At 70.4% G+C, this 26,498-nt stretch carries 24 protein-coding genes; 23 read left to right on the top strand and 1 reads right to left on the bottom strand.

From position 1 onward, the window contains the following. Positions 1-36 precede the first annotated feature (36 nt). From AC07OD_RS10765 to AC07OD_RS10795, 7 genes are all read left to right on the top strand, one after another. A complete protein-coding gene (locus AC07OD_RS10765) occupies positions 37-1,587 on the top strand; it encodes a benzoate-CoA ligase family protein (RefSeq protein ID WP_494596568.1) in 1,551 nt (516 codons plus the stop codon). Then, positions 1,584-2,408, top strand: a complete 825-nt coding sequence (locus tag AC07OD_RS10770; protein WP_494596569.1) for an alpha/beta fold hydrolase — start codon at positions 1,584-1,586, stop codon at positions 2,406-2,408. Before AC07OD_RS10765 ends, AC07OD_RS10770 begins: the two co-directional genes overlap by 4 nt. Continuing rightward, on the top strand, positions 2,405-3,577 hold the full coding sequence (locus tag AC07OD_RS10775; protein WP_494596571.1) for an ABC transporter substrate-binding protein: 1,173 nt from the start codon (positions 2,405-2,407) through the stop codon (positions 3,575-3,577). The genes AC07OD_RS10770 and AC07OD_RS10775 overlap by 4 nt, the downstream gene beginning before the upstream one ends. A gap of 42 nt (positions 3,578-3,619) precedes the next feature. Then, on the top strand, positions 3,620-4,492 hold the full coding sequence (locus AC07OD_RS10780; RefSeq protein WP_218339737.1) for a branched-chain amino acid ABC transporter permease: 873 nt from the start codon (positions 3,620-3,622) through the stop codon (positions 4,490-4,492). A 68-nt stretch (positions 4,493-4,560) separates the two neighbouring features. After that, the gene (locus AC07OD_RS10785) at positions 4,561-5,514 is read left to right on the top strand and encodes a branched-chain amino acid ABC transporter permease (RefSeq protein ID WP_218339937.1); all 954 of its coding nucleotides are present in this window, start codon (positions 4,561-4,563) and stop codon (positions 5,512-5,514) included. Beyond that, on the top strand, positions 5,511-6,263 hold the full coding sequence (locus tag AC07OD_RS10790) for an ABC transporter ATP-binding protein (protein ID WP_492253877.1): 753 nt from the start codon (positions 5,511-5,513) through the stop codon (positions 6,261-6,263). Before AC07OD_RS10785 ends, AC07OD_RS10790 begins: the two co-directional genes overlap by 4 nt. 33 nt (positions 6,264-6,296) lie before the next feature. Further along, a complete protein-coding gene (locus tag AC07OD_RS10795; protein ID WP_494596573.1) occupies positions 6,297-6,998 on the top strand; it encodes an ABC transporter ATP-binding protein in 702 nt (233 codons plus the stop codon). A gap of 13 nt (positions 6,999-7,011) precedes the next feature. Here AC07OD_RS10795 and AC07OD_RS10800 read toward each other — a convergent pair whose 3' ends face one another. Next, the gene (locus tag AC07OD_RS10800; RefSeq protein WP_494596574.1) at positions 7,012-7,704 is read right to left on the bottom strand and encodes a Crp/Fnr family transcriptional regulator; all 693 of its coding nucleotides are present in this window, start codon (positions 7,702-7,704) and stop codon (positions 7,012-7,014) included. A gap of 133 nt (positions 7,705-7,837) precedes the next feature. Here AC07OD_RS10800 and AC07OD_RS10805 point away from each other — a divergent pair, with 133 nt between their 5' ends. The 16 genes from AC07OD_RS10805 (at position 7,838) to AC07OD_RS10880 (ending at position 26,412) form a co-directional block, all read left to right on the top strand. Then, entirely contained in the window at positions 7,838-8,758 is a 921-nt protein-coding gene (locus tag AC07OD_RS10805) for a beta-keto acid cleavage family enzyme (RefSeq protein ID WP_494596577.1), read from the top strand. 68 nt (positions 8,759-8,826) lie between these two features. Beyond that, positions 8,827-9,819 carry a Bug family tripartite tricarboxylate transporter substrate binding protein gene (locus tag AC07OD_RS10810; protein WP_492807108.1) on the top strand — a complete coding sequence of 331 codons (993 nt, stop codon included), beginning with the start codon at positions 8,827-8,829 and terminating at the stop codon, positions 9,817-9,819. A gap of 179 nt (positions 9,820-9,998) precedes the next feature. Continuing rightward, complete coding sequence (locus AC07OD_RS10815; protein WP_494596579.1) at positions 9,999-10,949, top strand: 3-hydroxyacyl-CoA dehydrogenase NAD-binding domain-containing protein; 951 nt, start codon at positions 9,999-10,001, stop codon at positions 10,947-10,949. Positions 10,950-11,008: 59 nt separating this feature from the next. After that, a complete protein-coding gene (locus tag AC07OD_RS10820) occupies positions 11,009-12,808 on the top strand; it encodes a feruloyl-CoA synthase (RefSeq protein ID WP_494596581.1) in 1,800 nt (599 codons plus the stop codon). Positions 12,809-12,951: 143 nt separating this feature from the next. Beyond that, positions 12,952-13,464 carry an RNA polymerase sigma factor gene (locus AC07OD_RS10825; RefSeq protein WP_494596583.1) on the top strand — a complete coding sequence of 171 codons (513 nt, stop codon included), beginning with the start codon at positions 12,952-12,954 and terminating at the stop codon, positions 13,462-13,464. Then, positions 13,461-14,531 carry a FecR family protein gene (locus AC07OD_RS10830; RefSeq protein ID WP_494596585.1) on the top strand — a complete coding sequence of 357 codons (1,071 nt, stop codon included), beginning with the start codon at positions 13,461-13,463 and terminating at the stop codon, positions 14,529-14,531. The genes AC07OD_RS10825 and AC07OD_RS10830 overlap by 4 nt, the downstream gene beginning before the upstream one ends. A gap of 230 nt (positions 14,532-14,761) precedes the next feature. Then, entirely contained in the window at positions 14,762-17,218 is a 2,457-nt protein-coding gene (locus AC07OD_RS10835; RefSeq protein ID WP_494596587.1) for a TonB-dependent siderophore receptor, read from the top strand. A gap of 158 nt (positions 17,219-17,376) precedes the next feature. Next, the gene (locus AC07OD_RS10840; protein ID WP_494596589.1) at positions 17,377-18,999 is read left to right on the top strand and encodes a PepSY-associated TM helix domain-containing protein; all 1,623 of its coding nucleotides are present in this window, start codon (positions 17,377-17,379) and stop codon (positions 18,997-18,999) included. 62 nt (positions 19,000-19,061) lie between these two features. Further along, the gene (locus AC07OD_RS10845; RefSeq protein WP_056423072.1) at positions 19,062-19,712 is read left to right on the top strand and encodes a nickel uptake transporter family protein; all 651 of its coding nucleotides are present in this window, start codon (positions 19,062-19,064) and stop codon (positions 19,710-19,712) included. 6 nt (positions 19,713-19,718) lie between these two features. Beyond that, entirely contained in the window at positions 19,719-20,030 is a 312-nt protein-coding gene (locus AC07OD_RS10850) for a DUF3649 domain-containing protein (RefSeq protein ID WP_494596591.1), read from the top strand. Further along, positions 20,027-20,389 carry a DUF3325 domain-containing protein gene (locus AC07OD_RS10855; RefSeq protein WP_494596593.1) on the top strand — a complete coding sequence of 121 codons (363 nt, stop codon included), beginning with the start codon at positions 20,027-20,029 and terminating at the stop codon, positions 20,387-20,389. Before AC07OD_RS10850 ends, AC07OD_RS10855 begins: the two co-directional genes overlap by 4 nt. 162 nt (positions 20,390-20,551) lie before the next feature. After that, the gene (locus tag AC07OD_RS10860; protein WP_494596595.1) at positions 20,552-21,187 is read left to right on the top strand and encodes a hypothetical protein; all 636 of its coding nucleotides are present in this window, start codon (positions 20,552-20,554) and stop codon (positions 21,185-21,187) included. Next, positions 21,187-22,479, top strand: a complete 1,293-nt coding sequence (locus tag AC07OD_RS10865) for an efflux RND transporter periplasmic adaptor subunit (protein ID WP_494596597.1) — start codon at positions 21,187-21,189, stop codon at positions 22,477-22,479. The genes AC07OD_RS10860 and AC07OD_RS10865 overlap by 1 nt, the downstream gene beginning before the upstream one ends. Before the next feature lie 59 nt (positions 22,480-22,538). Then, the gene (locus tag AC07OD_RS10870) at positions 22,539-24,506 is read left to right on the top strand and encodes a MacB family efflux pump subunit (protein ID WP_494596728.1); all 1,968 of its coding nucleotides are present in this window, start codon (positions 22,539-22,541) and stop codon (positions 24,504-24,506) included. 56 nt (positions 24,507-24,562) lie between these two features. Then, a complete protein-coding gene (locus AC07OD_RS10875) occupies positions 24,563-25,942 on the top strand; it encodes an efflux transporter outer membrane subunit (RefSeq protein WP_494596599.1) in 1,380 nt (459 codons plus the stop codon). Further along, positions 25,939-26,412 carry a transcriptional repressor gene (locus AC07OD_RS10880; protein WP_218296111.1) on the top strand — a complete coding sequence of 158 codons (474 nt, stop codon included), beginning with the start codon at positions 25,939-25,941 and terminating at the stop codon, positions 26,410-26,412. The genes AC07OD_RS10875 and AC07OD_RS10880 overlap by 4 nt, the downstream gene beginning before the upstream one ends. Positions 26,413-26,498 lie beyond the last annotated feature (86 nt).

Genomic DNA, 26,498 nt, shown 5'->3' on the forward strand with positions numbered 1-26,498 from the left:
ACCAGAAAAACGCCAGCGAACCACGGAGACATCGCCATGACCACCCTGCCAGAGCGTTTCAACTTTGCACAGCACCTGTTCGACCTGAACCGCGACCACGCGCAGCGCACGGCCTACATCGACGACCGCGGCATGCTGAGCTACGGCGACCTGCAGGACCGCGCCCGGCGCCTGGCCGGTGTGCTGGTGGATGCCAGCCTGCGCCGCGAAGAGCGGGTGCTGATGCTCATGCACGACACCAGTGACTGGCCCGTGTGCTTTCTGGGCTGCCTGTACGCCGGCGTGGTGCCCGTGGCGGTGAACACGCTGCTCACGGCGGACGACTACGCCTACATGCTGGGCCACAGCCGCGCGCAGGCCGTGCTGGTCTCGGGCGCGCTGCTGCCCGTCCTGCAAGACGCGATGGCGCGCGGTGGCCATGAGGTGTCGGCGCTGTGGGTGTCGCAGCCCACGCAGGCACTCCCGGCCGGCGCCGTGGGCCTGGACGAGGCCATTGCCAGCGCCCAGCGCCTGCCAGCGCCCGCAGCCACCGGGCCCGACGACCCGGGCTTCTGGCTGTACTCGTCGGGCTCCACCGGCAAGCCCAAGGGCACGGTGCATACCCATGGCAATCTCTGGTGGACGGCCGAGCTGTACGGCAAGCCCGTGCTGGGCCTCACGCGCGACGATGTGTGTTTCTCGGCCGCCAAGCTCTACTTCGCCTACGGGCTGGGCAATGCGCTGACCTTCCCGCTGTCGGTGGGCGCCACCGTGGTGCTGATGGCCGAGCGGCCCACGCCCGATGCCACCTTTCAGCGCTGGGTGGACCACCGGCCCACCGTGTTCTTCGGTGCGCCCACCGGCTTTGCGGGCATGCTGGCCTCGCCCCGGCTGCCGGCGCGCGCCCAGGTGGCGCTGCGCATGTGCTCGTCCGCTGGCGAGGCGCTGCCCGCCGAGATCGCCCAGCGCTTCAAGGCGCATTTCGGCTGCGACATCATCGACGGCATCGGCTCCACCGAGATGCTGCACATCTTCTTGTCCAACCGCCCGGGCGACATCCGCTACGGCACCACGGGCAAGCCCGTGCCCGGCTACGAGGTCGAGCTGCGCGGCGAGGACGGCAGCCCCGTGGCGGACGGCGAGGTGGGCGACCTCTACATCCAGGGCCCCAGCGCCGCGCTGATGTACTGGAACAACCGCGACAAGACGCGCGACACCTTCCAGGGCGGCTGGACCAAGAGCGGCGACAAGTACGTGCGCGATGCGGACGGCTACTACACCTACGCCGGGCGCAGCGACGACATGCTCAAGGTCAGCGGCATCTACGTGTCGCCCTTCGAGGTCGAGGCCACGCTGATGCAGCACGCCGCCGTGCTGGAGGTGGCCGTGATCGGCAAGCAGGATGGCGACGGCCTGACCAAGACCAAGGCCTTCGTCGTGCTCAAGGACGGCCAGGGCGCGACGGAAGAGGAGCTCAAGGCCTTCGTCAAGGACCGCCTGGCGCCCTACAAGTACCCGCGCTTCATCGAGTTCGTGCCCGAGCTGCCCAAGACCGCCACCGGCAAGATCCAGCGCTTTCGCCTGCGCGAGCAGGAGGCCCGGGCATGAGCGCCACGGCCAGCTCCGGCGACGCGGCGTCTCTGGCCAGCATCTCCTGGCGGGGGCAGGCCGTGCAGGTCGAGTACCAGTGGATAGCGCCCGAGCGCACGCAGGCGCCGCTGGTGGTCTTTCTGCACGAAGGGCTGGGCTCGCTGGCGATGTGGAAGGACTTCCCGCAGCGGCTGTGCGCGGACGGCGGCTTTCGGGGCCTGGTGTTCTCCCGCCCCGGCTACGGCCGTTCCACGCCGCGCGCGGCCGATGAACGCTGGGGCGTGGACTTCATGCACCGGCAGGCCGAGGAGGTGTTGCCCGCGCTGCTGCAGGCGCTGGGCGTGAGCGAAGCGCCCTGGCTGTTCGGCCACAGCGACGGCGCCTCCATCGCGCTGCTGTACGCCGCCCGCTTTCCGGAGCGCGTGGCGGGCCTGGTGCTGCTGGCGCCGCACATCTTCGTCGAGGACGTGACCATCGCCAACATCGAACAGGCGCGTGCCGCCTACGAGACCACCGACCTGCCGGGCAAGCTGGCCCGCTACCACGACGACCCCGATTCGGCCTTCTGGGGCTGGAACCGCATCTGGCTCGACCCCGCCTTTCGCGGCTGGAGCATCGTGGCCGACATCGCCGCCGTGCGCGCGCCCGTGCTGGCCGTGCAGGGTCTTGACGACGAATACGGAACGCTGGCGCAGATCCGCGGCATTGCCGAGCGCGTGCCGGGCACCCGGCTGCTGGAGCTGCCCGCCTGCGCGCATTCCCCCCACCGTGACCGGCCCGGCGACGTGATCGCCGAGACGGTGGCGTTCATCACGACAACATCCAGGAGACAACCATGACATCTCGCTACGCACGCACGGCATTCGCAGCGCTGGCACTGGCCTGCGGCGCCACCGCAGGCACGGCCCAGACCACCGACAAACTCAAGGTGGGTCTCATGCTGCCGTTCAGCGGCACCTTCAGCGCGCTGGGCGTTGCCATCGAGAACGGCTTTCGGCTGCACGTGGCCGAGCAGGGCGGCAAGCTCGCGGGCCGCGAGATCGAGTTCTTCAAGGTCGATGATGAATCGGACCCTGCCAAGGCCACCGACAACGTCAACAAGCTCATCAAGCGCGACGGCGTGGACGTGATCGTCGGCACCGTGCATTCGGGCGTCGCCACGGCGATGGCGCGCGCCGCCAAGCAAAGCGGCACCCTGCTCATCGTGCCCAACGCGGGTGCGGACGCGGTCACGGGCGCGCTGTGCGCGCAGAACATCTTCCGTTCGTCGTTCTCCAACTGGCAGTCGTCCTACGGCATGGGCACCGTGGCCGCGAAGCAGGAGAAGAAAAAGACCGCCGTCACCATCACCTGGAAGTACGCCGCCGGCGACGAGATGACCGAGGCCTTCAAGGAAGGCTTTGAAAAGGAAGGCGGCAAGGTCGTCAAGCAGCTCACCGTGCCGTTCCCGAACGTGGAGTTCCAGGCGCTGCTCACCGAGATCGCGGCCACCAAGCCCGACGTGGTGTTCGCATTCTTCGCGGGCGGCGGCGCGGTCAAGTTCGTCAAGGACTACGCGGCCGCCGGGCTGAACAAGGTCACGCCGCTGTACGGCTCGGGCTTTCTGACCGACGGCACGCTGGAGGCGCAGGGCGATGCCGCGCAGGGCCTGCTCACCACCCTGCACTACGCCGACGGCCTGAATACCCCGCGCGACAACGCGTTCCGCACCGCCTACGCCAAGTCCTTCAAGCTGCAGCCCGACGTGTACGCGCTGCAGGGCTACGACGCCGCCCAGATCCTGGCCACGGGCCTGAAGGCCGTGAAGGGCGACATCGCGAAGAAGGCCGATTTCGCCGCCGCCGTGCAGAAAGCCACCATCGACAGCCCGCGCGGCCCCTTCACCATGAGCCGCGCCCACAACCCCGTGCAGGACATCTACCTGCGCAAGGTGGACGGCAAGGAGAACAAGGTCGTCGGCGTGGCCGCCAAGGCGCTGGCCGACCCCGCGCGCGGCTGCAAGCTGTAAACGGCTGGCTGACCGTCTCCGTCAACACAGGACACACCTTCCATGGACATCGGCACCTTCCTGGTCCAGTGCCTGAACTCGGTCCAGTACGGGCTGCTGCTGTTTCTGGTGGCATCCGGGCTGACGCTGATCTTCGGCATCATGGGCGTGATCAATCTCGCGCACGGCAGCTTCTACATGATCGGCGCCTACATGGCGTTCGCGCTGTCGCCGCTGTTCGGCGACCAGTTCCTCGTCATGCTGCTCGCGGGCATCGCGCTGGCGGCGGTGCTGGGCTACCTGCTGGAGTGGGCGTTCTTCAGCTACCTGTACCAGCGCGACCACCTGCAGCAGGTGCTGATGACCTACGGGCTCATCCTCGTGTTCGAGGAACTGCGCTCGCTGCTGGTGGGCAACGACGTGCACGGCGTCAAGGCGCCTGCGTGGCTCGATGGCAGCTTTGCGCTGGGCGAACTCATGAGCTACCCGTGGTACCGCCTTTTCGCGTCGGCGGCCTGCATCGTGCTGGCCGTGGGGCTGTACTGGGTGGTCAACCGCACCCGCCTGGGCATGATGGTGCGCGCTGGCGCCAGCAACCGCGACATGGTGCGCGGCCTGGGCATCGACATCCGGCGGCTGTACCGCATCGTCTTCGCGGCGGGCGTGGCGCTGGCGGCGCTGGCCGGGATGATCGCCGCGCCCATGTCCTCGGTGTACCCCAACATGGGCGCCAGCGTGCTCATCATCTGCTTCGTGGTGGTGGTCATCGGGGGCATCGGCTCCATCACCGGGGCGCTGGTGGCGTCGCTGCTGGTGGGGTTTGTCGATACCTTCGGCAAGGTGTTCTTCGCGGAGATCAGCGGCATGGGCGTGTACCTGCTGATGGCGGGCATCCTGATCTGGCGGCCGGAAGGCCTGATGGGGCGCAAGGCATGAGCGCCGTGCACCCCACCACCGCCGCCGCGCCTGCGGACACCGCCACTGCGCCGCGCGGCGGCTGGCGCATGCGCGCACTGCTGCCCGCCGCCGTGGCCATGGCCGCCGCCATCGCCGGGCCGCTGCTGGGCCCCTACTGGGCCGACCTGCTGGTCAAGGTCATGATCCTGTCGATCTTCGCGCTCAGCCTGGAACTGCTGGTGGGCATGACGGGGCTGGTGAGCCTGGGGCATGCGGCCTTCTACGGCATCGGCGCCTATGCCACCGTGCTGGGCTCGGGGGCGGAGGGCGGCAACCTCATCGTGCTGATGCTGGGCGCCATGGGGGCGGCTGCGCTGTACGCGCTGTGCGTGGGCGCCCTGAGCCTGCGCACCCGCGGGGTGTACTTCATCATGGTCACCCTGGCCTTTGCGCAGATGGCGTTCTTCGTGTTCCACGACACCAAGGTGGGCGGCGGCAGCGACGGCATCTACCTGGACGTGCGGCCCACGCTTGGCGGCCTCAGCCTGGAGTCGCGCCACGCTCTTTTTTACCTGGTGCTGGCGGCATTGGCGGGCACCTACGGCCTGCTGGCGCTGGTGCGCAGATCGCGCTTCGGGGCGGCGCTGGCGGGCATCCGGGTGAACGAGCAGCGCATGCGCGCCGCGGGGTTCGCCACCTATGGCTACAAGCTGGCGGCCTTCGTGATGGCAGGGGCGCTGGCGGGGCTCGCGGGCTCCCTGCTGGCCGTGCGCGATGGCGTGGTGAACCCGGAGCTGCTGTCCTGGCACACCTCGGGCGACGTGCTGCTCATGGTCATCCTCGGGGGCATGGGGCATCTGCGCGGCGCGGTGATCGGGGCGGTGGTGTTCACGCTGCTCAAGGAGCTGCTGTCCACCCACGCCCTCATGGGGCCGTTGGCAGACCACTGGCAGCTCACCCTGGGCCTGACCATCATCGTGTTCGTCGCGGTGCTGCCGCAGGGGCTGATGGGCCTGGCGCAGCGTTTGGGACAACCCATCGGAAAGGGCGGAAAGGCATGAGCGCTCAACCCCTGCTGTCCGTGCAAGGGCTCACGCGCCGGTTCGGTGGCCTGGTGGCGGTGAATGCCGTCACGCTCGACCTGCGCCAAGGCGAGGTCCACGCGGTCATCGGCACCAACGGCGCGGGCAAGTCCACCCTGATCAACATGCTGTCGGGCGAGATCGAAGCGTCCGAGGGGCGCATCACCCTGGGCGGGCAGGACATCACCCGCCAGTCGCAGGCGCGCCGCGCGCTGGCGGGCGTCGGGCGCAGCTACCAGCGCACCACGATCTTCCCGGAGTTCACCGTGCACGAGAACTGCCGCCTGGCCGCGCAGGCCGCCACGCCCCGGCCCTGGGCCTTGTGGCAGGCGGCGCGCCACTGCGCCGACAGCAATGCCACCGCCGCGGCGGCGCTGCAGGCGGCCGGGCTTGCGGCAGACGCACGGCGCACCGCCGGTGCGCTGAGCCACGGCGCCAAGCGCCAGCTCGAGGTGGCCATGTGCATCGCCACCCGGCCGCGCGTGCTGCTGCTGGACGAGCCGCTTGCCGGCATGGGCGCGGAGGAGACCGAGCGCATGCTGGCGCTGCTGGCCGACCTGAAACCGCACCACGCCATCCTGTTGGTCGAGCACGACATGGACGCCGTGTTCCGCATCGCCGACCGCATCACCGTCATGGTCAACGGCACGGTCATCGCCAGCGGCGGCCCGGCAGAGATCCGCAACAACCCCGAGGTGCGCACCGCCTACCTCGGAGAAGGGCATTGATGTGATGACCACCCTCCTCACAAGGAACGCACCATGCTGAATGTGGTCGGGCTGCACGCCCGCTATGGCGACAGCCATGTGCTGCGCGGCGTGGATGCGCAGGTGCCCGCCGCCACGTCGGTGGGCCTGCTGGGGCGCAACGGCATGGGCAAGACCACGCTCATCCGCTCCCTGATGGGCTACCTGCGCCCGCCCGAAGGCCAGGTGCAGATGGACGGCCGCACCGTCACCGGCTGGCCCCCCGAAAAGATGGCGCGCCTGGGCATTGGCTACGTGCCCGAGGGGCGCGGCATCTTCCCCAACCTGTCGGTGCGCGAGAACCTGGTCATGAGCCAGCGGGCGGGCCTGGACGGCAGCCGCGCCTGGACCTTCGACCGCGTGATGGCCACCTTCCCTCGGTTGTCGGAGCGGCTCTCGCACGGCGGGCAGCAGCTGTCCGGCGGCGAGCAGCAGATGCTGTCCATCGGCCGTGCGCTGATGACCAACCCGCGCCTGTTGATCCTGGACGAAGCCACCGAGGGCCTGGCCCCGCTCATCGTGACCGAGATCTGGCGCGTGATCTCCGAGATCCGAGCCACCGGCATCGCCACGCTGATCGTGGACCGCGACTGGCGGCGGGTGCTCTCGCACACCGACCAGGCCCTGGTGATGGAGAAGGGCCACATCGTGCTGGCCGCGCCGTCGGCCGAGCTGCGGGCAGCGCCCGCGGCGCTGGAGCAGCTGCTGGGCGTGTGATGCGCGCGGACGGCTAGTCGAGCCGCCGGCGCAGGCTGCCGAGGTCCACCACGGTGATGCCGCCGTATTCGATCTGCAGCACGCCCTCGGCCTCCAGGCGCTTCAGGGCGGCGTTGCAGCGCTGGCGCGACACGCCCGACAGGTTGGCGATCTCCTCCTGCGAGACCTGCAGGTGCGGGTCGCTGCCGGGGTGCAGAAAAGGGTGGAACAGCCCGGCCAGCGCGCGTGCCACCTGGCTGTCGGTGTCCATGAGGTGGTGGGCCGTGAAGTTGCCCAGAAACCAGTGCATGCGCTCGTTGATCTGGCGCAGCAGGAAGTGGTCGAAGCTGCGCTGTGTGGCGTGCAGCCATTCGAAGGTCTCCACCGGCAGCAGCGCCACCCGGCTGGGGCGCAGCGCAATGATGTCTGCCGTGCGCGCCACGCCGCGCAGCAGCGTGCCCTCGCCGAACCAGCTGCCCGCCGACAGCCCGCCCAGCGTGACGGAGCGGCCGTTGTCGGACGTGACCGTCCACTTGAGCAATCCTTCGATCGCGCCGTACCAGTGCCGGGGCACGTCGCCGCGGCGGCACAGCGCGCTGCCTTGCGGCACATCGACCTCGCGCAGTTCATCGATCACGCGCTGCTGGGCCGGGGCGTCCAGCACCGGGAACCAGGCCGAGTCGGCGAGGAGGTCGGCCACCGTGGGCGGCGCCTTTTTGACCAGCATGGTGAAGCGTTCTCCAACGGGCAGGGCCGCACGGTTCCTCGTATACCCTGAGTCCAAATGTCATCGCAATGACTGAGTATGCAAGCGCCCAAAAAAATAATGCGTGCACTAGCATTTTCCACCAGTCCACGCCATGACAAAGCGCAAAGTCATCGTCACCATCGCCCCCACGGGGGGCATGGCGCACAAGTCTCAGAACCCGCACCTGCCCACCCAGCCGGCCGAGATCGCCGACGACGTGCAGCGCTGCTGGAACGCCGGGGCCAGCGTGGTGGCCATCCATGCGCGCAGGCCCGATGACGGCGCCACCTGCAACGCCGACATCTACCGCGACATCAACACCCGCATCCGCGCCAAGGGCTGCGACATCGTCATCAACAACTCCACCGGCGGCGGCGTGCACGGCGACATGGTCAAGCCGCTGCCCGGCAACCGCTGGGAGATCGCCTGGGAAGAGCGCATCAAGGGCATGGACGCAGGCGCCGAGATGTGCACGCTGGATGCCACCACGCTCAACCTGAGCTTCGACGGCCGCGAGATCCTGATGGACACACCGCTCAGCCGCGGCCGCGAGCTGGCCGCCGGCATGAAGGCGCGCGGCATCAAGCCCGAGTGGGAGGTCTTCAGCCCCACCCACATCCTGCAGGACACCACCACCCTCATCGAAGAGGGGCACGACGACGGCCCGCATTTCATCAACCTGGTGATGAACGTGCACCGCGCCTTCCAGAACGCCATGCCGTACTCGCCGCGCCACCTGCAGATGATGGTGGACATGCTGCCCAAAAACAGCCTGTTCTGCGTGAGCGGCATCGGCCCCTCGCAGCTCGAAGCCAATGTCGCGGCGCTGCTGCTGGGCGGCCATGCGCGCGTGGGGCTGGAGGACAACCTGTACTTTCGCCACGGCGAGCTGGCCACCAACGTGCAGCTCACCGAGCGCATCGTGCGCGTGATCCGCGAGCTGGACATGGAGCCCGCCACGCCCGCCGAGGCCCGCGCGCTGATGGGCCTGCCGCGCGTGGGCGGCCCCCGCCCCGAGTTCGCGCCGCACTGAGCCACTGCATACGTTCCGCCACAGCCCTGTTCATGCAACCAGAAAGAAAAAGGAGACAAGAAATGATGATGCCAACACGCCGCCAATTCATGCACCATGTGGGCGCTGCCACCGCGCTCGGGGCCCTGGCGCCCTGGAGTGCCATGGCGCAGACACTGGAGCAGATCAAGATTTTCTATGGCTTTCCGGCCGGCAGCGCGGGCGACAGCGTCGCGCGGCGCGTGGGCGAGAAGCTGGCGGGCTCGGCCTACACACGCAATCCGGCCGTGGTGGAGAACAAGCCCGGCGCGGGGGGGCGCATCGCGCTGGAGTCGCTCAAGGGCGCACCCGCGGATGGCAGCGTGCTCACGCTGTCGCCGTTCTCGTGCACGTCGATCTATCCGCACATCTACAGCAAGCTCAGCTATGACCCCGTCAAGGATTTCGTGCCGGTGTCCATCGGCGCCGTGATGCACCACGGGCTGGCCGTGGGGCCGATGGTGCCCGCGTCCGTGAAGAACGTGAAGGACTTCCTGGCCTGGGCCAAGGCCAACCCGGGCCAGGCCAACTACGGCTCGCCGGCGGCGGGCTCCACGCCGCACTTCATCGGCGCGCTGCTGGGCCTGAACCACGGGGTGGACCTGAAACACGTGCCCTACCGTGGGTCCATCCCCGGCGTGACCGATGTGGTGGGTGGGCAGATCGCGTCCATGGTTACTCCGAGCGGCGACTTCATCCCCAACCACAAGGCCGGCAAGCTGCGGCTCATCGCCACGTCCGGCCAGGCGCGCTCGCCGTTCTCGCCCGAAGTGGCGACCTTTGCAGAGCAGGGCTTCCCGGAGCTCACGACCGAGGAATGGTTCGGCTTCTACGCCCCCGCCCGCACGCCCGCCAGCGTGGTGGCTGCGGCCAATGCGGCCATCAACCAGGCCATCAAGGAAAAGGCCGTGATCGACAGCCTGGCCGTCGTGGGCCTGATCGCCAAGGCCTCCACCCCGGCTGAGATGGCGGCATCGCAGCAGGCGGAATTCGAGCGCTGGGGCCCGCTGGTCAAGAAGATCGGGTTCACCGCGGAGTCTTGAACGGGTCTTGACTTTCCCATGAGCCGCTGCGCGTCTTCCCCTGCCCACAGCGCACGCGAGCGAAGCGCTGCCTGTTCAGCTTGACGGCCCTTGCGCGGGGGCGCTGGCCCTGCGGCGCGCCGGTATCGGCAGCCGCGTGCGGTGCATGATTTTTGCAATAACCACAAGGAAATTCTTCGATGGATTCGACTGTGAAGCGTGTGGCGGTGGTGGCGACCGGCGTCATCGGCGCGAGCTGGGCTGCCTACTTTCTGGCGCGGGGGCTGGATGTGGATGCCACCGACCCCGCGGAGGGCGCCGAGCAGCGGCTGCGCGATGCGGTGGCCCGGCACTGGCCCGCTCTGGAGCAGCAGGGTCTGGCACCCGGTGCCAGCCTGGAGCGGCTGCGCTTTCACCTGCGGCTGGAAGATGCGCTGGCGCAGGCGGACTTCGTGCAGGAGAACGGGCCGGAGCGGGTGGACTTCAAGGCCGACCTGATGCGCCGCATCGACGCGGCCACCCCGGCGCACGCCATCGTGGCGTCCAGCTCGTCGGGACTGTCGGTATCGGCCATGCAGGCCCGGTGCGCCCGGCCGGAACGCATCGTGCTCGGGCACCCGTTCAACCCGCCGCACATGATCCCGCTGGTCGAGGTGGGCGGGGGCGAGAAGACGTCGCCCGAGGCCATCGCCGCCGCGATGGCCTTCTACACCACCATCGGCAAGCGCCCCATCCATGTGCGTCGCGAGATCCAGGGCCACATCGCCAACCGCCTTCAGGCCGCACTGTGGCGCGAAGCGTTCCACCTGGTGAACGAGGGCGTGGCCAGCGTGGCCGACATCGACACCGCCATCGCCCAGGGCCCCGGCCTGCGGTGGGCGCTGATGGGGCCGTTCATGAACCTGCACCTGTCCGGCGGCGACGGCGGCATGGCCCATCTGCTGGCCCACCTGGGCGGCCCCATCGAAGGCTGGTGGGACGACCTGGGCGCGCCGCGCATGACGCCCGAACTGCAGCGCCGCGTGGTCGAGGGCGTGGACCAGGCGCTCGGCGGGCGCACCCAGGCAGAGCTGGCGCAGGTGCGCGATGCCCTGCTCATCGGCCTGCTGCGTGCCAAGAGCGCATCCCCCGGGCTGGACACGCCGACCTGATGGGCCCGGCGCTCCCCATCACCAGCCTCACCACGACACCGAGAGAGAGACACCACGCCATGCACCCCGGATTCCTTGACGACGACACCCAGATCGCGCTGGCATTGACCACCCAGACCCGTTCGGACGACGGCTCGATCATGCTGCAGTCCCCCGTGCCGCTGGGCGCCTATGCGCGTTGCATCGGCGAGTGGGTGGAGCACTGGGCGCGCGAGACGCCCGACGCGCCGGCCCTGGCCGAGCGCGATGACACGGGTGAGCACTGGCGCCGCCTGACTTACGGCGAGTTGCGCCGCGCGGTCGGCGCCGTGGCGCAGTCGCTGCTGGACCTGAAGCTGCCGGCCGACCGCCCCGTGGCGATCCTGTCGGACAACGCGGTGGACCATGCGGTGCTCATGCTCGCGGCCATGCATGTGGGCCTGGCCTCGTGCTCGCTGTCCAGCGCCTATGCGCGCTCCAGGGACCCGGCGCGGCTGCACAGCATGCTCGCGGCGCTCGGGCCGTCGCTGGTCTACGCGTCCGATGCCCGGGCGTACGCGCCGGCCCTGGCGGGGTACGCATCGGACGCGCTGCAGGTGTTCAGCCGCCACGCCGACGAGGTGCCGGGCGCACTGCCCTTTGCGCGGCTGCTGCAGGGGGTGGAGACCCCGGCCGTGCGCCAGGCGTTCGACGCCATCGCGCCCGACAGCCATGCCAAGTACCTGCTGACCTCGGGCTCCACCGGGCGGCCCAAGGTGGTCATCAACACCCACCGCATGCTCTGCGCCAACCAGCAGATGATGGCCCAGACCTGGCCCTTCCTGACCCGCGAAAAACCCGTGCTGGTGGACTGGCTGCCGTGGAGCCACACTTTCGGCGGCAACCACAACCTGAACATGGTGCTGTGCCACGGCGGCACGCTCTACATCGACGAAGGGCGGCCCGTGCCCGGGCTCATCGAGAAAACGGTGCGCAACCTGCGTGACGTGAAGCCCACGATGCTGTTCAACGTGCCGCGCGGCTTCGACATGCTGCTGCCCTTCCTCGAGGCGGACGAGCAGCTGGCCGCCGAGGTCCTGTCGCGCATGCGGCTGGCGTTCTATGCGGCGGCGGCGCTCGCGCCGTCCACCTGGCAGCGGCTCGAAGCGCTGGCCCTGCGCGTGCGACCCGCGCAGCCGCTGTGGCTGACGACATCGTGGGGTTCCACCGAGACGTCGCCCGCCGTCACCAGCGCGCACTGGCGGCTGGAGAAGGCCGGCTGCATCGGCGCGCCGCTGCCCGGGCTCGCGCTCAAGCTCGTGCCCAATGGCAGCAAGCTCGAGATGCGGGTCAAGGGCGTGTCGGTGTTTCCGGGCTACCGCAACGCACCGGCCGAGACGGCGGCCGCGTTCGACAGCGAGGGCTTCTACCGCATCGGTGACGCCGGCTACCTGGTAGACCCGGAGCGGCCCGAGCGGGGCGTGGTCTTCAACGGGCGCGTGGCCGAAGACTTCAAGCTCTCCAGCGGCAGCTGGGTGTCGGTGGGCACGCTGCGCGTGGAGCTGATCTCGCAGCTCGCGCCGCTGGTGCAGGACATCGTGCTCACCGGCCACAACCACGACGAAGTGGGCATGCTGGTGTTCCCGTCGGCAGCGAGCGCGGCCGACCCCGCGAAGCTCACCGCCGCCCTGCAGGGCGTGATACGGGCCCGGCGCGACGCTGGCGCGGGCTCATCGCAGTGCCCCACACGCGCCCTGGTGCTGGCGCAGCCGCCCGATGCGGACAGCGGCGAGATCACCGACAAGGGCTACATCAACCAGGGCGCGGTGCTGACGCGCCGGGCCGCCGATGTGGCGCGGCTGCAGGCCAGCCCCATGGACGAGCAGGTCATCACCGCCTAGGGCTTTACGAACCAGGGCAGGTTCAAGTCCTTACAATATGAGAATCATTCTTATTAGCCACGGGCCTGTCCCCACTGCGCCCTCAGCCATCCCGGTCCCGAACCTGCCGCGTTCGGGCCGTCTTTTGTCAGGCTGCGTGCGCCGTGGTTGCCCACTATTACCAAGAACTGCTGAACTACTTTGCCCGCATGGTGCGCAGCCGCGACTCGGCGGCAGACCTGGTGCACGAGGCCTATGCGCGCGTGCTGGCGCTGCAGCGCAGCGGCGACGCCGTCGCCCAGCCGCGCGCGCTGCTGTACCGCACCGCGCGCAACCTGCTCATTGACCAGCACCGCCGCCATGTGGCGCGGGGCACGCTGCACACCGATGCCGACGACAGCCTGCCCGACGTTAGCGACCTGCCCGCGCCCGCCGTGTGCGAACCCGAGGCTGCTTTCATCTCCGCGCAAGGTGTGGCTTCGATGATCGCCACCATCGAATCGCTGCCGCTGCGTTGCCGCGAGGCGTTCATCCTGCACAAGTTCGACGGGCTGTCGCAGGCCGAGGTGGCCGCGCAGATGGGCATCTCGCGCAAGATGGTGGAGCAGCACATCCAGCGCGCCATGGTGGCCTGCCGCGCGTGCCGCGCCACCGCGCAGGGGGAGGACCAGCCATGAGCGCGCAGCCTCCCATGCCCCTGCCGGACGACTCTATCGACCGCATCGACAGTGAAGCATTGGACTGGCTCGTGCGCAGCCAGGGCGCACCGGATGCCGCCACGCTGCAGGCCCTGCGGGCGTGGCGCGACGCCGACCCGCGGCATGCGGCGGCGCTGGCGCGCTGGCAGCAGGAGTGGCGTGCGCTCGATGCACTGCCCGCAACGGCGGTCCAGCACCTGCGGGCCGGCTTGCTGCAGGACAAGGATCGTGCCGGCGCACCGGACCGCCCACGCGCGCGAGGTTGGAGCTGGGGTTGGGGTTGGGGGCAGGGCGCCGCCATGGCCGCATCGGTCTGCCTGGTGGCTGCTGCCACGGTCATGGGCTACCACCACTGGCAGCAACAGCCCGTGTATGAGCAGGCCCTGGCGACCGGCCTGGGCCAGCAGTCCGAGGTGCACCTGCCCGACGGCAGCACCGTGCGCCTGGACACCAACACCCGCCTGGACGTCACCTTTCGCCGCCTGCGCCGCGAGGTGGTGCTGCCGGAAGGCCAGGCCGTGTTCAAGGTGCAGGGCGATGCCGCGCGGCCGTTCGACGTGCTGGCGGGGCCCCTGCGCATCACGGTGGTGGGCACCCGGTTTTCGGTGCGCTACACACCCGGCGTGCCGGGCGACGCCGGTGTGCGCGTGGCGGTGGAAGAGGGCCGCGTGCGCGTGGCCCGCGCTGCCGACGCCGGGCCCGAGGTGGTGGAGTTGACCGCAGGCCAGCAGGTGCGCAGCGCTGCGGATGGCCGCCTGACCGCCATCGCCGCGGTGCCCGCTGCGGGCATTGCACCCTGGCGCGATGGGCGGGTGAGCTTTGACGACACGCCCTTGTCGCAGGCACTGGCCGAATTCGCCCGGTACGGCTCCACGCAGCTGGTGGTGCGCGACCCCGGCGTGGGCGCGCTGCGCCTGACCGGCACGTTCGACCCGCGGCGGCTCGATAACTTCACCCGGTCCCTGCCCAGCGTGCTGCCTGTGCAACTGCGCGCGCACGGCGCGGTCACCGAGATCGTGGCTGCTCCCCACCCTCAGCCTCAGTAGCCACCCCCGGTAGCGGCCGGCAGCAGGCCGTTGCTGGCCGTCCGCCGCCGGCGGATGGGTCTGCGCGCCTGTGGGCCCTGCGCGCCCCGCCTGCCCTGCACAGGGCCCCGCATCTTTTTTCAAAAAACTTGGCCCACCGACCTAGGGGGATGGCTTCGGCCTGCGTCTACATGAGAAGGCGTCTTATTCAAATATTCATTCCAACATCCGTTTCCAGGGAGATCTCTCACATGCCCCGCACCCGATTCCGGCCCGCCCCGCTGGCCCTGGCCGTCGCACTCAGCCTGGCGGCCATGGGCGCCAGCGCCCAGGTGGCGCCCGCCGCCGGGCAGCCCGCCGTGGCGCTCAGCATTGCCGCGCAGCCACTGGCCCAGGCGCTCAACGATCTGGCGCGCCAGTCACGCATGGAGCTCATGGTCCAGCCCGCGCTGGTGGCGGGGCGCTCGGCCCAGGCCGTGAACGGGTCGCTCACGGTGCGCGAGGCGCTGGACCGGCTGCTCGCGGGCTCGGGCCTGGTGGGCGTGATCGAAGGCACCAGCATCGTGGTGCGCAGGCCGCCCGCGGCGGCGTCATCGGGTGCTGCGGGTGCAGCAGGCGAGACCAGCCTGGCCGAAGTGCGGGTGCAGGCCCAGGCCGAGCCCAGCGCGCTCACCGAGCACAGCGGCTCCTACACCACGCGCCAGGCGGGCACATCCACGCCGCTGGGCCTGTCGCTGCGCGAGACGCCCCAGTCGGTCAGCGTCATCACGCGCCAGCGCATGGAAGACCAGGGGCTGACGCAGCTGTCCGACGTGGTCGCGCAGACGCCCGGACTGGTCTTCAGCCAGAGCGGCAACCAGGGCTCGGACACCTCGCCCATCTATTCGCGCGGCTTCTCGGTCAATACCTACATGATCGACGGCGTCCGCCAGACGGACTCCAACTACTCGAGCATCTTCCAGACCAACGACATGGCGATGTTCGACCGCGTGGAAGTGGTGCGCGGCGCCTCGGGCCTGATGAACGGCATCGGCACGCCGGGCGCGGCCATCAACATGATCCGCAAGCGGCCCACGGCCGACTTCCAGGCCTCCGTGCGGGCCGAGGCGGGCTCGTGGAACCATGTGCGGACCGAGGCGGACATCGCCGGGCCCATCAACGCGTCGGGCAGCGTGCGGGGCCGCCTGGTGGCCGCCGCGCAGGACAACGACTCCTACATCGACCGCCTGAAGGAGCGCAAGAAGCTGCTCTACGGCGCGGTCGAGGCCGACCTCACGGCGCAGACGCAGTTGTTCGCCGGCGCGTCGGTGCAGCACCACGACGCCACGGGCCACGCGCGCGGCGGCCTGCCGGCCTATTACTCCGACGGCACGCGCACGCAGTGGAGCCGCTCGGCCTCGGCCGCGCCGCCCTGGGCGTATTCCAAGCGCCACTACACCTCCGTGTTCGCGGCGCTGGAGCACCGCTTCAGCGACGACTGGAAGGTCAAGGCCACGGCCACCCGCACCAATAACTTCTACGACGAGCTGATCGGCTACGCCAGCGGCGGCGCGCCGGTGCGCGAGACGGGCGCGGGTGTCACGCTGTGGGCCGGCCGCTGGAGCGCCACGCCGCGCCAGGACAGCCTGGATGTGCAGACCACGGGCCGCTTCGACCTGCTGGGCCGCAAGCACGACGTGGCCTTCGGCGCGCAGATGTCGCGCACCAGCTACGACGCGCCGTCATACACCAACTGGACGCACGCGGGCTGGAGCAGCGCCATCGGCAATATCTTCACCTGGGACGGCACCTCGCCCGCCGCGCCGGCCAACCCCAGCATCGGCCGCAACACCTCGGACGAACGCCTGAACAGCGCCTACGCCACCGTGCGCTTCAAGCCCACGGACGCGCTGGCCATGCTGGCCGGCGCGCGCGTGGTGGACTGGAGCCGCGCGCAGACCAGCACCCGCTTTTCCACCGGCGCCACCACCGCCAACAACCGCTACGAAAGCGGCGAGGTGACCCCGTATCTGGGCCTGGTCTACGACATCGACCGCAACTGGTCGGCCTATACCAGCTTCACCACCATCTTCACGCCGCAAAGCCTGCGCCTGGCCAACGGCGACTACATGGACCCGCAGACGGGCGACAGCTTCGAGCTGGGCGTGAAGGGCGCGTTCCTGAACGACCGCCTCAACGTCTCGGGCGCCATCTACAAGGCGCGGCAGGACAACCTGGGCGTGGCCATTCCCAACGTGTTCGCCCCGGACGGCAGCCAGGCCTACGAGGCCGTCTCGGGCACCAGCACGCGCGGCTTCGAGGTGGAGGCCACGGGCGAGGTGCGCCCGGGCTGGCAGGTCGCGGCGGGCTTCTCGCGCAACCTCACGCAGGACCGCCTGCGCACCCGCCTGCTCACCGACGTGCCGCAGAACACGGCCAAGCTGTTCACCAGCTACCGCATCGCGGGCATCGGCAAGGGGCTGACCGTGGGGGGCGGCCTGCGCTGGCAGAACCAGATCTACCGCGACAACCAGGGCGCCGCGCGCGTGCGGTTCACGCAGCCCGCGTATGCGGTGGTCGACCTCATGGTGCGCTACGCCATCACCGACACGGTGGCCGTCACGGCCAACCTGCGCAATGCCCTCGACAAGGTGTACTACACCTCGGTCGGCAACTCGTACTACGGCGCGCCGCGCAGCCTGCAGGTGGCGCTGGACGTGCGGTTCTGATGCGCCCCCTGAGTCGCTTTGCGCCTTCCCCCTGCAAGGGGGACGCTCCCAGCGCGGCGGGGCGGCCCTTGCGCGGGAGCCCTGGCCTGTGTTGCGCCAGTTTTTGCCGGCAGGGAGTGATGCATGCCATCGCATCTCTGCAACCGGAGTGATCTGCCATGAAAGAAGGCTTTCGCCAGTGCATGGCCTGGCTGCACACCTGGGTCGGGCTGGTGGTCGGCTGGGTGCTGTTCTTCGTGTTCGTGACGGGCACGGCCGGCTACTTCGCGCACGAGATCGACCGGTGGATGCGCCCCGAGCTGCCCCTGGCGACAGATGCCGCCAAGGTGGACCCGCAGCGGGCGGTGGAGCTGGCGCAGGCCTACCTGCAGGCCAACGCGCCGCCACAGTCGCAGGACTGGTCGGTGCAGCTGCCCGGCCAGCGCGGCAGCAGTGCACTGAGCGTGAGCTGGCGCGAGCCGTCCGCAGAGGGCAAGCCCGGCGCGCGCGGCCGCTTCGTGCGCCGAACCCTGGACCCTGCCACGGGCCAGGCAGCCGCAGAGCCCGTGGTGCGCAAGACCGGCGGCGGCCACCTGCTGTACCGCATGCACTACATGCTGCACTACGTGCCGTATGACGTGGCGATCCGCCTGGTGGGCGTGTGCACCATGCTGATGCTCATGGCCGTGGTGACGGGGGTCATCACGCACAAGAAGATCTTCGTGGACTTCTTCACCTTCCGGCCGGGCAAGGGCCAGCGCTCATGGCTGGACGCGCACAACATCATCAGCGTGACGGCGCTGCCGTTCTTTCTGATGATCACGTACAGCGGGCTGGTGTTCTTCCTGTTCCAGTACATGCCGGCGGGCCTGGCGGCCAGCCACTATGCGGGGAACGCGCAGGTGTTCTACGACGACCTGCTGCAGCGACCGGCCGCTGTGGATGCCACTGTTTCCGCGCAGCCGCTCACCGCTTTGGCGCCGCTGGTGGCCCGGGCCGAGGCGCAGTGGGGCGCGGGCCAGGTGGCGCGCGTGGGTGTGCAGCAGCCCGGGCGCGCCGATGCCGACGTGCAGCTGGTGCGCGTGGCGGGCGGGCAGATTGCCGGCAGCGACCGGCTGCGCTTTCATGCCCGCACGGGCGAGGCCCTGCCGCCCAAGGCCGAGGACGGCGCGGCCCGCGAGACGCAGGACGTCCTGCTGGCCCTGCACGAAGGCCGCTTTGCAGGGCCCATGCTGCGCTGGCTCTACTTTGCGAGTGGCCTCTTGGGCTGCGCGATGATCGCCACCGGCCTCGTGCTCTGGACCGCCAAGCGCCGCACCCAACAGGACAAACGGGCCCGTACGGGCAGCAAGCCCGAGTTCGGCTTTCGGCTGGTGGAGTGCCTGAACATCGGCACCGTGGCCGGCCTGCCCGTGGCCGTGGCCGCGTACTTCTGGGCCAACCGCCTGATCCCGGCGGACTTCGCCACCCGCCGCGAGTGGGAGGCGCACGTGCTCTTCATCACCTGGGGCGTGCTGCTGCTGTACCCGGCCTTGCGCACGCCGCTGCGCGCGTGGCTCGAATCGCTGTGGCTGGCCGCCGCCGCCTTCGCGCTGCTGCCCCTGATCAATGCGCTGACCACCGACCGCCACCTGGGCGTCACTCTGCCTGCGGGCGACTGGGTGCTGGCCGGGTTCGACCTGACCATGCTGGCGCTGGGCGCCTGCTTTGCGGTCGCGGCCCGCCGCGTGCACCGCCGGCAGCGCGCTGCGGTGGCGCCCGCGCGCGCCCGTGGTGCCGTGGTCGCCGGTGCCGCCCTCTAGCGCGCCGCAGTGCTTCTTTCCCGTTTTTTTCTTTCTTCTTCTCGATTTTCAAAGGAGTCTCCATGTTCAAGAAAACCCTGCTCGCCGTCGCCCTGTCCGGCATCGCCCTGTCCGCCACTGCCCACCAGCTGTGGCTGGAGCGTGATGCCACCGGCCCGGTGCGTGTGTACGTGGGCGATGCCGACAGCGAGCACGACAAGGGCGCCGAAGTGGCCAAGCTGGCCGCCACCACCCAGGTTTTCACCACCGACCGCCAGCAGACGGCCAAGCTCACCGCCAAGGAGGAATTCCTGGAGGCCGACGTGGCCGCTGCCGGCGACGTGCGCCTGTCCAACGACCAGGTCTGGAAGCCCTGGAAGGCCAAGGACGGCAGCTTCCAGGCCGCCGTGTTCAACGCGCGCGCCGGCCGCAGCGAGACGCAGGCCGTGCTCGACTACGAGCTGGTGCCCGTCACGGCGGGTGGCAACACCTTCACGCTGGTGTTCAAGGGCCAGCCCGTGGCGAACAAGACCGTCACGGTGATCACGCCCGACAAGTGGACCAAGGGCTTCAAGACCGATGCGGCCGGCCGCGTCGACGTGCCGGTGAACGGCAAGGGCCGCTACGTGCTCGTCAGCACCCACGAGGCACCTGCCGTGGGCGATGTGGTCATTGCCGGCCAGAAGGTCGCCAAGCTGGGCTACACGACCACGCTGACCTTCGTCGCGCAGTAAGCCGCCATGGCCACCGCACACGCAGGCTCTGCCGCGCGCTACCGCTTGATGGTGGCCAGCCGCGCCCTGGCGGCGGCCCTGGGCGGCTATGCGCTGGCGTCGCTGTTCACCGCGGTGCTGGCCGTGGGGCTGCCCCGCGTGTCGGACACCAGCCGCGCCAGCGCGCTGCTCACGGCCACCCTGCTCAGCTTTGCGGTGTATGCGGCGGCGGTGATCTGGGCCTTCAGCGCACGCAGCGCACTGCGCGCCTGGATGGGCCTGGCCGTTCTGTCGGCCGTGCTGGCCGCTGCGCTCTGGGCGCTGAAGGGGGGTGCATGACGGCGGCGATCTGGGCCGCACCGCTGGCCGCGCTCACGCTGTCGTTCAGCGGCATGGCGGGCCTGGCGCTGGCCATGGACCGCCACCACGAACAGGTCACCGGCCGCAGCGAGGTGCCGCGCACACGGCGCCGGGTGCTGCGCTGGGCAGGCAGCCTGTTGCTGGCGCTGTCCCTGGCCGCCTGCATCGGGGCCTGGGGCGCCACCGTGGGGCTGACCGCCTGGTGCGGCCTTCTCACGGCGGGCGGCCTGCTGGTGGGTGTGCTGCTGACCTACGCGCCGCAACTGGCGGTGCGGGTGTCGGCGGCCACGGTGCTGGTGGCGGGCGTGTGCCTTGTGGGGGCCGTTGGCGGGCTGTAGGCACCGGCGGCGCCGCTTTGGGGGGCGTTGGCAAAAAAAGTCCCGAACAGCGTGCCCTTTTTTCCGTCTCGTTGGTCATAGGCAGTAGGTGCAGTGCGCGGGCCCTGCAGCCTGCGCCGTTGGCGGCCTGCGTTTTTTTCATCTTCGTTTTTCGACCCAGCCATGTCTTCACTCTTTGCCTCACCTTCCGCCGCCGCCGGTGCCTTGCTTGCGCTGGCCGCCTGCGCCTGGGCGGGCCACGCCCATGCCGACTATGTGTGGCTGCAGCGCGACGGGGCCCAGGCCCGCGCCTACGCCGGCGAGCTGCCCCGCCGCAGCGCGGCGCTGCCGCCCCTCCAGGCGCCGCGCGCCTACCTGGCCGACGGCAAGGACCTGCCCGTGGCGCCGCAGGCCGGCCACATCGACATCACCGTGCCGGGCGGGGACGACCTGCGCCTGAGCACCTTGCACATCACCGGCCACGGCGCGGTCACCTACTACCAGGCCCGCAGCGGCCGCACTGAAACCCGCGCCGCCAACGACCTGGAGCTGGTGCCCACCACGCCGGGCGGCAACACCTTCAAGCTGGTGTGGAAGGGGCAGACCGTGGCGGCGTCGCAGGTGAACGTGGACACCAGCGCCGGCTGGCGCCGCACGCTGGCCCCGGCGGCCGATGGCACGGTGCAACTGGAGACGCCGTTCCCCGGCCTCTACGTGCTGGAGGTGAGCGCCAAGGTCAACGGCTCGGTCACCGTGGACGGCAAGAAATACGACGACGTGCGCCACACCGCCACGCTCAGCTTCGAGGTGCCCCGCTGATGGCCCCGACCTCTCATACACGCACCGCACGCACAGCCCTGAGCGTGGGCGCCCTGGTGGTGCTAGCGGGTGCCATCGCCGCCGGCGCCTGGTGGTGGACGCGGCAGCCCGCCATGGTCTACGACACCGTGCCCGTGGCGCGCGGCGACATCGAGGCCACGGTCAGCGCCATCGGCACGCTGCAGCCGCGCCGCTATGTGGACGTGGGCGCGCAGGTGTCGGGGCAGATAACGCGCCTGCACGTGCAGCCCGGCACCGAGGTCAAGAAGGGCCAGTTGCTGGTGGAGATAGACCCCAGCGTGCAGCAGGCCACGGTGGACGGCGCGCGCGCCGCACTCGCCGGCCTGCGGGCGCAACTGGCCGAGCAGCAGGCCCAGCACCGCCTGGCCCAGCAGCAGCAGGCCCGCCAGCAGCAGATGGAGCGTGAAGGCGCCACGCGGCTGGAAGATTTGCAGACGGCCGAGGCCGCGCTGGCATCAGCCGCGGCGCGCATCGACCACCTCAAGGCGCAGATCGACCAGACCCAGGCGAGCCTGAAGGCCGACGAGGCGCGCCTGGGTTACACCCGCATCTACGCGCCCATGGCCGGCACCGTGGTGGCGCTGGAAGCGCGCGAGGGCCAGACCCTGAACGCCACCTACCAGACGCCCAACATCCTGCGCGTGGCCGACCTGTCGACCATGACGGTGTGGACCGAAGTCTCCGAGGCCGACATCCGCCAGGTGCGGGCCGGCCTGCCGGTGTACTTCACCACGCTGGGTGGGCAGGCCGACACCGCCGGGCGCCGCTGGCGCAGCACCGTGCGCCAGGTGCTGCCCGCGCCGCCCACGCCCGAGGCCAAGGCCGCGGGCGGCGCCAACGCGCAGGCCGCCGCGAGCAAGGCCGTGTCGTACACCGTGCTGTTCGACGTGGACAACGCCGACGGCGAGCTGATGCCGCAGATGACCGCGCAGACCAGCTTCGTCACCGCGCAGGCGCAGGGCGTGATCGCCGTGCCGCTGTCGGCCCTGGCAATCCCTGCCAGCCCGGCCGGCGGCAAGGCGGCTGGTGGCAAGGCGGCTGATGCGGAGGGCGACGGTGACAGCGCTGGTGCCGGCGCTGGCGAGAAGGCCGCAGCAGCCACCCACAGCGCCCGCGTGCTGCGCGCCGATGGCGTGGTGGAGCAGCGCGCCGTCGTCGTCGCCGTGAAAAGCCGCCACCTGGCCGAGGTGCGCTCGGGCCTGCAAGAGGGCGAGCAGCTGGTGACCGGCGAGCGCCCTGCGCGCAGCGGCCCGCAAAGGTTCAAGCTGTGACCGCAGGCACCGGCATCCAACACGACACCCTGCACGGCGTCTTGCATGACGCCCCTGGTGTGCCGCTGATCGAGCTGCGCGGCGTGCGCCGCCGCTACGGCGGTGGCGAGCAGCCCGAGGTGGAGGTGCTGCGTGGCATCTCGCTGTCCATCCACGCGGGCGAATTCGTCGCCATCGTGGGCGCATCGGGCTCGGGCAAGTCCACGCTGATGAACCTGCTCGGCTGCCTGGACAAGCCCAGCAGCGGCAGCTACCGCTTCCAGGGCGAAGACGTGGCGGGGTTCGACGCCGACCAGCTGGCCTGGCTGCGGCGCGAGGCCTTCGGCTTCGTCTTTCAGGGCTACCACCTGATCCGCGCCGAGTCGGCGTGCGAGAACGTCGAGGTGCCCGCCATCTACGCCGGCACCCCGCGCGAGGAGCGCACTCGCCGCGCAGCCGCACTGCTGACGCGCCTGGGCCTGGCCGACAAGCTGCACCACCGGCCCACGCAGCTGTCGGGCGGGCAGCAGCAGCGCGTGTCGATTGCCCGGGCGCTCATGAACGGCGGCCGCATCATCCTGGCCGACGAGCCCACCGGCGCGCTGGACACCCACAGCGGCGCCGAGGTGATGGCGCTGCTGCACGAGCTGGCCGATGCGGGCCACACCATCGTGCTCATCACCCACGACCGCGAAGTGGCCGCCCAGGCGCGCCGCGTGATCGAGATCCGCGACGGCGAGATCGTGGCGGACAGCGGTGCGGCTGTGGCAGGCACGTTGGAAGAAAAAAATGCCTCTACCGCGCAACCAGCAAGCGCAATCAGCTATAAAAATAGTAGCAAAAATTCCGGACGCGCCTTCTGGGCCGAACTGGCCGAGGCCGCCCGCTCGGCCTGGCGCGGCATGCGCATCAACCGCGCACGCACCGGGCTCACGCTGCTGGGCATCGTGATCGGCGTGGCGTCGGTCATCGTGATGATGGGCGTGGGCGAGGGCGCCAAGCAGCGCGTGGTGGAGCAGATGGGCTCCATGGGCACCACCATCATGTACCTGGGCGCCAGCCACCCGCGCGAGGGCGGGCCGCAGGGCGAGATCACCGCAGAGGACCTGGAGGCCATCGCCCGCCTGCCCGAGATCGGCCACGTGATGCCCGTGATCGGCGATCCCATCCCCGTGCGCCACGGCAACGTCGAGCGGCAGATCTACGTGTTCGCCGCCAGCGAAGATATGCCCCGCGTGCACCACTGGAAGGTGGCCCAGGGCCGCTACTACAGCGCGGCCGAAGACCGCGACCTGGCGCCGCTGGTGGTGCTGGGGCACAAGGCCAGCGCGCAGTTCTTTCCGGACCACCCGAACCCGCTGGGCCGCCACCTGCTGATCGGCAACGCACCGTTCGAGGTGATCGGCGTGATGGCCGAGCGCGGCGCCGACTCGGGCGCGCAGAACTACGACGATATGGTGTTCATCCCCTACCAGTCGGGCCGCGCGCGCGTGTACCGCGTGCAGACCCAGCCCGACTACACCGTGGTCGCTGCCGCGTCGGTGGAGCAGGTGCAGGCGGCCGAGAAGGCCATGCACGCCCTGCTGCTGTCGCGCCACGGGCGCGAGGACTTTCGCATCGGCAACGCGGCGGCCAAGCTGCAGGCCGAGGCGCAGACGCGCAACGCCATGACCATGATGCTAGGCCTGATCGCGGCCGTGTCGCTGGTGGTGGGCGGCATCGGAGTGATGAACGTGATGCTGATGACGGTGCGCGAGCGCACGCGCGAGATCGGCATCCGCATGGCCACCGGCGCGCGGCAGGGCGACATCCTGCGCCAGTTCCTCACCGAGGCCGTGCTCGTCACGCTGGTGGGCGGCGCGGCGGGCCTGGCCATCGGCCTGGCCGTGGGCGCGGCGCTCATCGTGTCGGGCGTGCCCGTGATCTTCTCGCTCACCGCCATGGGCGGTGCCTTTGCCTGCGCCGTGGCCACGGGCCTGGTGTTCGGCTACATGCCCGCCCGCCGCGCCGCCGGGCTCGACCCCGTGGTGGCCCTGGCTTCCGAATGATTGTGATGGTTGGTATGCGCACTTGTATTGCCTCTGTGTCCTGTCTTGCCGCCGGTGTGCTGCTTCTCAGTGGCTGCGCCGCGGTGCAGCCGCCGCCTGAAGATGCCGCTGCAGCACCCGCCTTGCCCGTGCACTGGGCCAGCCCGGTGCCGCCCGCGCAGGGGGTGGCGACGGGTGTCTCTGCGCTCGGTGTCGCAGAGCTCGACGCGCTCATCCACGCCGCCCACGCGCAGAGCCCGGACCTCGCCGCCGCCATCGCGCGGGTGCGGCAGGCCGATGCCGTGGCGCGGGCCGCCGGCGCCAGCCTGCTGCCCGCCGTGACCGGCACGCTCGACGCCCGCCGCCAGGCCCGTGCCGGCGGGCAGGCCGAGGTGGCCGGCAACCAGATCGGCGCCGCACTCGTCGCCAGCTATGAGCTCGATGCCTGGGGCCGCCTGGGTGCCGAGCGCGCCAGTGCCCAGGCCCTGCGCACGGCCAGCGTGCACGACCGCGGCGCGGTGCAGATCACGCTGACGGCGGCGGTGGCGCACGCCTGGCTGCAGCTGGTGGGCGGGCGCGAGCGCCTGGCGATTGCCGAACTGAACCTGCACAGCGCCGAGCGCGTGCTGGCCGTGGTCGAGTCGCGTGCGCGCGCCGGGGCCGCCATGCAGTTGGAGCTGGCGCAGCAGCGCGGCCTGGTGGCCACGCAGCGGCAGGTTCTGGAGGCACGGCGCCAGCAGGTGTCGGGCGCGCACACGGCGCTGGCCGCGCTGCTGGGCCAGGCGCAGTGGCCGGTGGTGCAGGCCAGCGCATTGCCCGCCACGCAGGCGCTGGCGCCCGCTGCCGGGTCGCCCGCCGACCTGCTGGTGCGGCGGCCCGACATTGCGCGGGCCGAGGCGCGGCTTCAGGCCGCCCACGCTGACGTGGCCGCAGCCCGCGCGGCGCTGCTGCCGCGCATCAGCCTGAGCGCCAGCCTGGGCACCGGGGGCAGCAACCTGCCCCGCGTGTTCGACAACCCGCTCTACAGCCTGGCCGCCGCGTTGGCGGCGCCCATCTTCAACGGCGGGCGCCTGGCCGCCGACCGCGATGCGGCCCAGGCACGGCAGGCCGAGCTGCTGGCGCAGTACCGCGCCAGCATCGTGGCGGCCGTGAGCGACGTGGAGCAAGCCCTGCAGGCCGTGGCGGGCACGCAGGCCCAGCGCATGGCGCAGGCACAGGTGGTGCAGCAGGCGCAGCAGGCGGCTACCCTGGCGCAGTCGCGCTACCGCGCCGGGGCCGAGACGCTGCTCACGCTGGTGGATGCGCAGCGTACCCTCTATGCCGCGCAGGACATGGCGGCCCAGCTGCACCAGGCCGAATGGCAGGCGCAGGTGGCGCTGTACCGCGCGCTGGGCGGGGGCTGGCAGCCCGATGCCGACGCTGGCGTGCGCCGCGTGGCCGTCATGGCGCAGCCATGAACGCAAGCATCAATGAGCCCGTGACCATGCTGCAGCGCCTGCGCACGGCGGGCCTGCGCCCCACCACGGCGCGCATCGGCGTGCTGCAGGTGATCCACTCCGCGGGCAGCGCGGGCATGGGTGCGGACGAGGCTTTTCACCAGATGCTGCTGCGCGGCACGCACGTGAGCACCAGCACGGTGTACCGCATCATCCACGAGCTGCAGGCCCTGGGCGTGCTGCTGCACGACCGCAGCGACCGGCGCCACACGGTGTATCGCCTGCGGCCCTTTGCACCGCCGCCGTCGGCCGACGTGCGCATTGCCTGCCGCCGGTGCGAGCGCTCGGCCACGCTGCCCGGCGCACAGCTGCGCAACGAGCTGGAGCTGCGCGCGGCCGAGGTGGGCCTGCGGCCGCTGGTGGCGGGCCTGGTGCTGCAGGTGGACTGCCTGGGCTGCGACGGCGCCACGGGGCATTGCCAGCCCAACTGAGTCCACCGGAGCGCAATTGAGCCGCCCAAAGAAAAAGGACCAGACGCCCGGAGGCATCTGGTCCTTGTCGCTGGGGAGCGCGGGCT

It is taken from the genome of Acidovorax sp. GW821-FHT10E03, assembly GCF_059415205.1.

What these genes read in the sequence shown, in the direction of transcription:
- AC07OD_RS10765 (WP_494596568.1), top strand. Translation starts at nt 37, where the DNA reads ATGACCACCCTGCCAGAGCGTTTCAACTTTGCACAGCACCTGTTCGAC.
- AC07OD_RS10770 (WP_494596569.1), top strand. Translation starts at nt 1,584, where the DNA reads ATGAGCGCCACGGCCAGCTCCGGCGACGCGGCGTCTCTGGCCAGCATC.
- AC07OD_RS10775 (WP_494596571.1), top strand. Translation starts at nt 2,405, where the DNA reads ATGACATCTCGCTACGCACGCACGGCATTCGCAGCGCTGGCACTGGCC.
- AC07OD_RS10780 (WP_218339737.1), top strand. Translation starts at nt 3,620, where the DNA reads ATGGACATCGGCACCTTCCTGGTCCAGTGCCTGAACTCGGTCCAGTAC.
- AC07OD_RS10785 (WP_218339937.1), top strand. Translation starts at nt 4,561, where the DNA reads ATGCGCGCACTGCTGCCCGCCGCCGTGGCCATGGCCGCCGCCATCGCC.
- AC07OD_RS10790 (WP_492253877.1), top strand. Translation starts at nt 5,511, where the DNA reads ATGAGCGCTCAACCCCTGCTGTCCGTGCAAGGGCTCACGCGCCGGTTC.
- AC07OD_RS10795 (WP_494596573.1), top strand. Translation starts at nt 6,297, where the DNA reads ATGCTGAATGTGGTCGGGCTGCACGCCCGCTATGGCGACAGCCATGTG.
- AC07OD_RS10800 (WP_494596574.1), bottom strand. Translation starts at nt 7,704, where the DNA reads ATGCTGGTCAAAAAGGCGCCGCCCACGGTGGCCGACCTCCTCGCCGAC.
- AC07OD_RS10805 (WP_494596577.1), top strand. Translation starts at nt 7,838, where the DNA reads ATGACAAAGCGCAAAGTCATCGTCACCATCGCCCCCACGGGGGGCATG.
- AC07OD_RS10810 (WP_492807108.1), top strand. Translation starts at nt 8,827, where the DNA reads ATGCCAACACGCCGCCAATTCATGCACCATGTGGGCGCTGCCACCGCG.
- AC07OD_RS10815 (WP_494596579.1), top strand. Translation starts at nt 9,999, where the DNA reads ATGGATTCGACTGTGAAGCGTGTGGCGGTGGTGGCGACCGGCGTCATC.
- AC07OD_RS10820 (WP_494596581.1), top strand. Translation starts at nt 11,009, where the DNA reads ATGCACCCCGGATTCCTTGACGACGACACCCAGATCGCGCTGGCATTG.
- AC07OD_RS10830 (WP_494596585.1), top strand. Translation starts at nt 13,461, where the DNA reads ATGAGCGCGCAGCCTCCCATGCCCCTGCCGGACGACTCTATCGACCGC.
- AC07OD_RS10835 (WP_494596587.1), top strand. Translation starts at nt 14,762, where the DNA reads ATGCCCCGCACCCGATTCCGGCCCGCCCCGCTGGCCCTGGCCGTCGCA.
- AC07OD_RS10840 (WP_494596589.1), top strand. Translation starts at nt 17,377, where the DNA reads ATGAAAGAAGGCTTTCGCCAGTGCATGGCCTGGCTGCACACCTGGGTC.
- AC07OD_RS10845 (WP_056423072.1), top strand. Translation starts at nt 19,062, where the DNA reads ATGTTCAAGAAAACCCTGCTCGCCGTCGCCCTGTCCGGCATCGCCCTG.
- AC07OD_RS10850 (WP_494596591.1), top strand. Translation starts at nt 19,719, where the DNA reads ATGGCCACCGCACACGCAGGCTCTGCCGCGCGCTACCGCTTGATGGTG.
- AC07OD_RS10855 (WP_494596593.1), top strand. Translation starts at nt 20,027, where the DNA reads ATGACGGCGGCGATCTGGGCCGCACCGCTGGCCGCGCTCACGCTGTCG.
- AC07OD_RS10860 (WP_494596595.1), top strand. Translation starts at nt 20,552, where the DNA reads ATGTCTTCACTCTTTGCCTCACCTTCCGCCGCCGCCGGTGCCTTGCTT.
- AC07OD_RS10865 (WP_494596597.1), top strand. Translation starts at nt 21,187, where the DNA reads ATGGCCCCGACCTCTCATACACGCACCGCACGCACAGCCCTGAGCGTG.
- AC07OD_RS10880 (WP_218296111.1), top strand. Translation starts at nt 25,939, where the DNA reads ATGAACGCAAGCATCAATGAGCCCGTGACCATGCTGCAGCGCCTGCGC.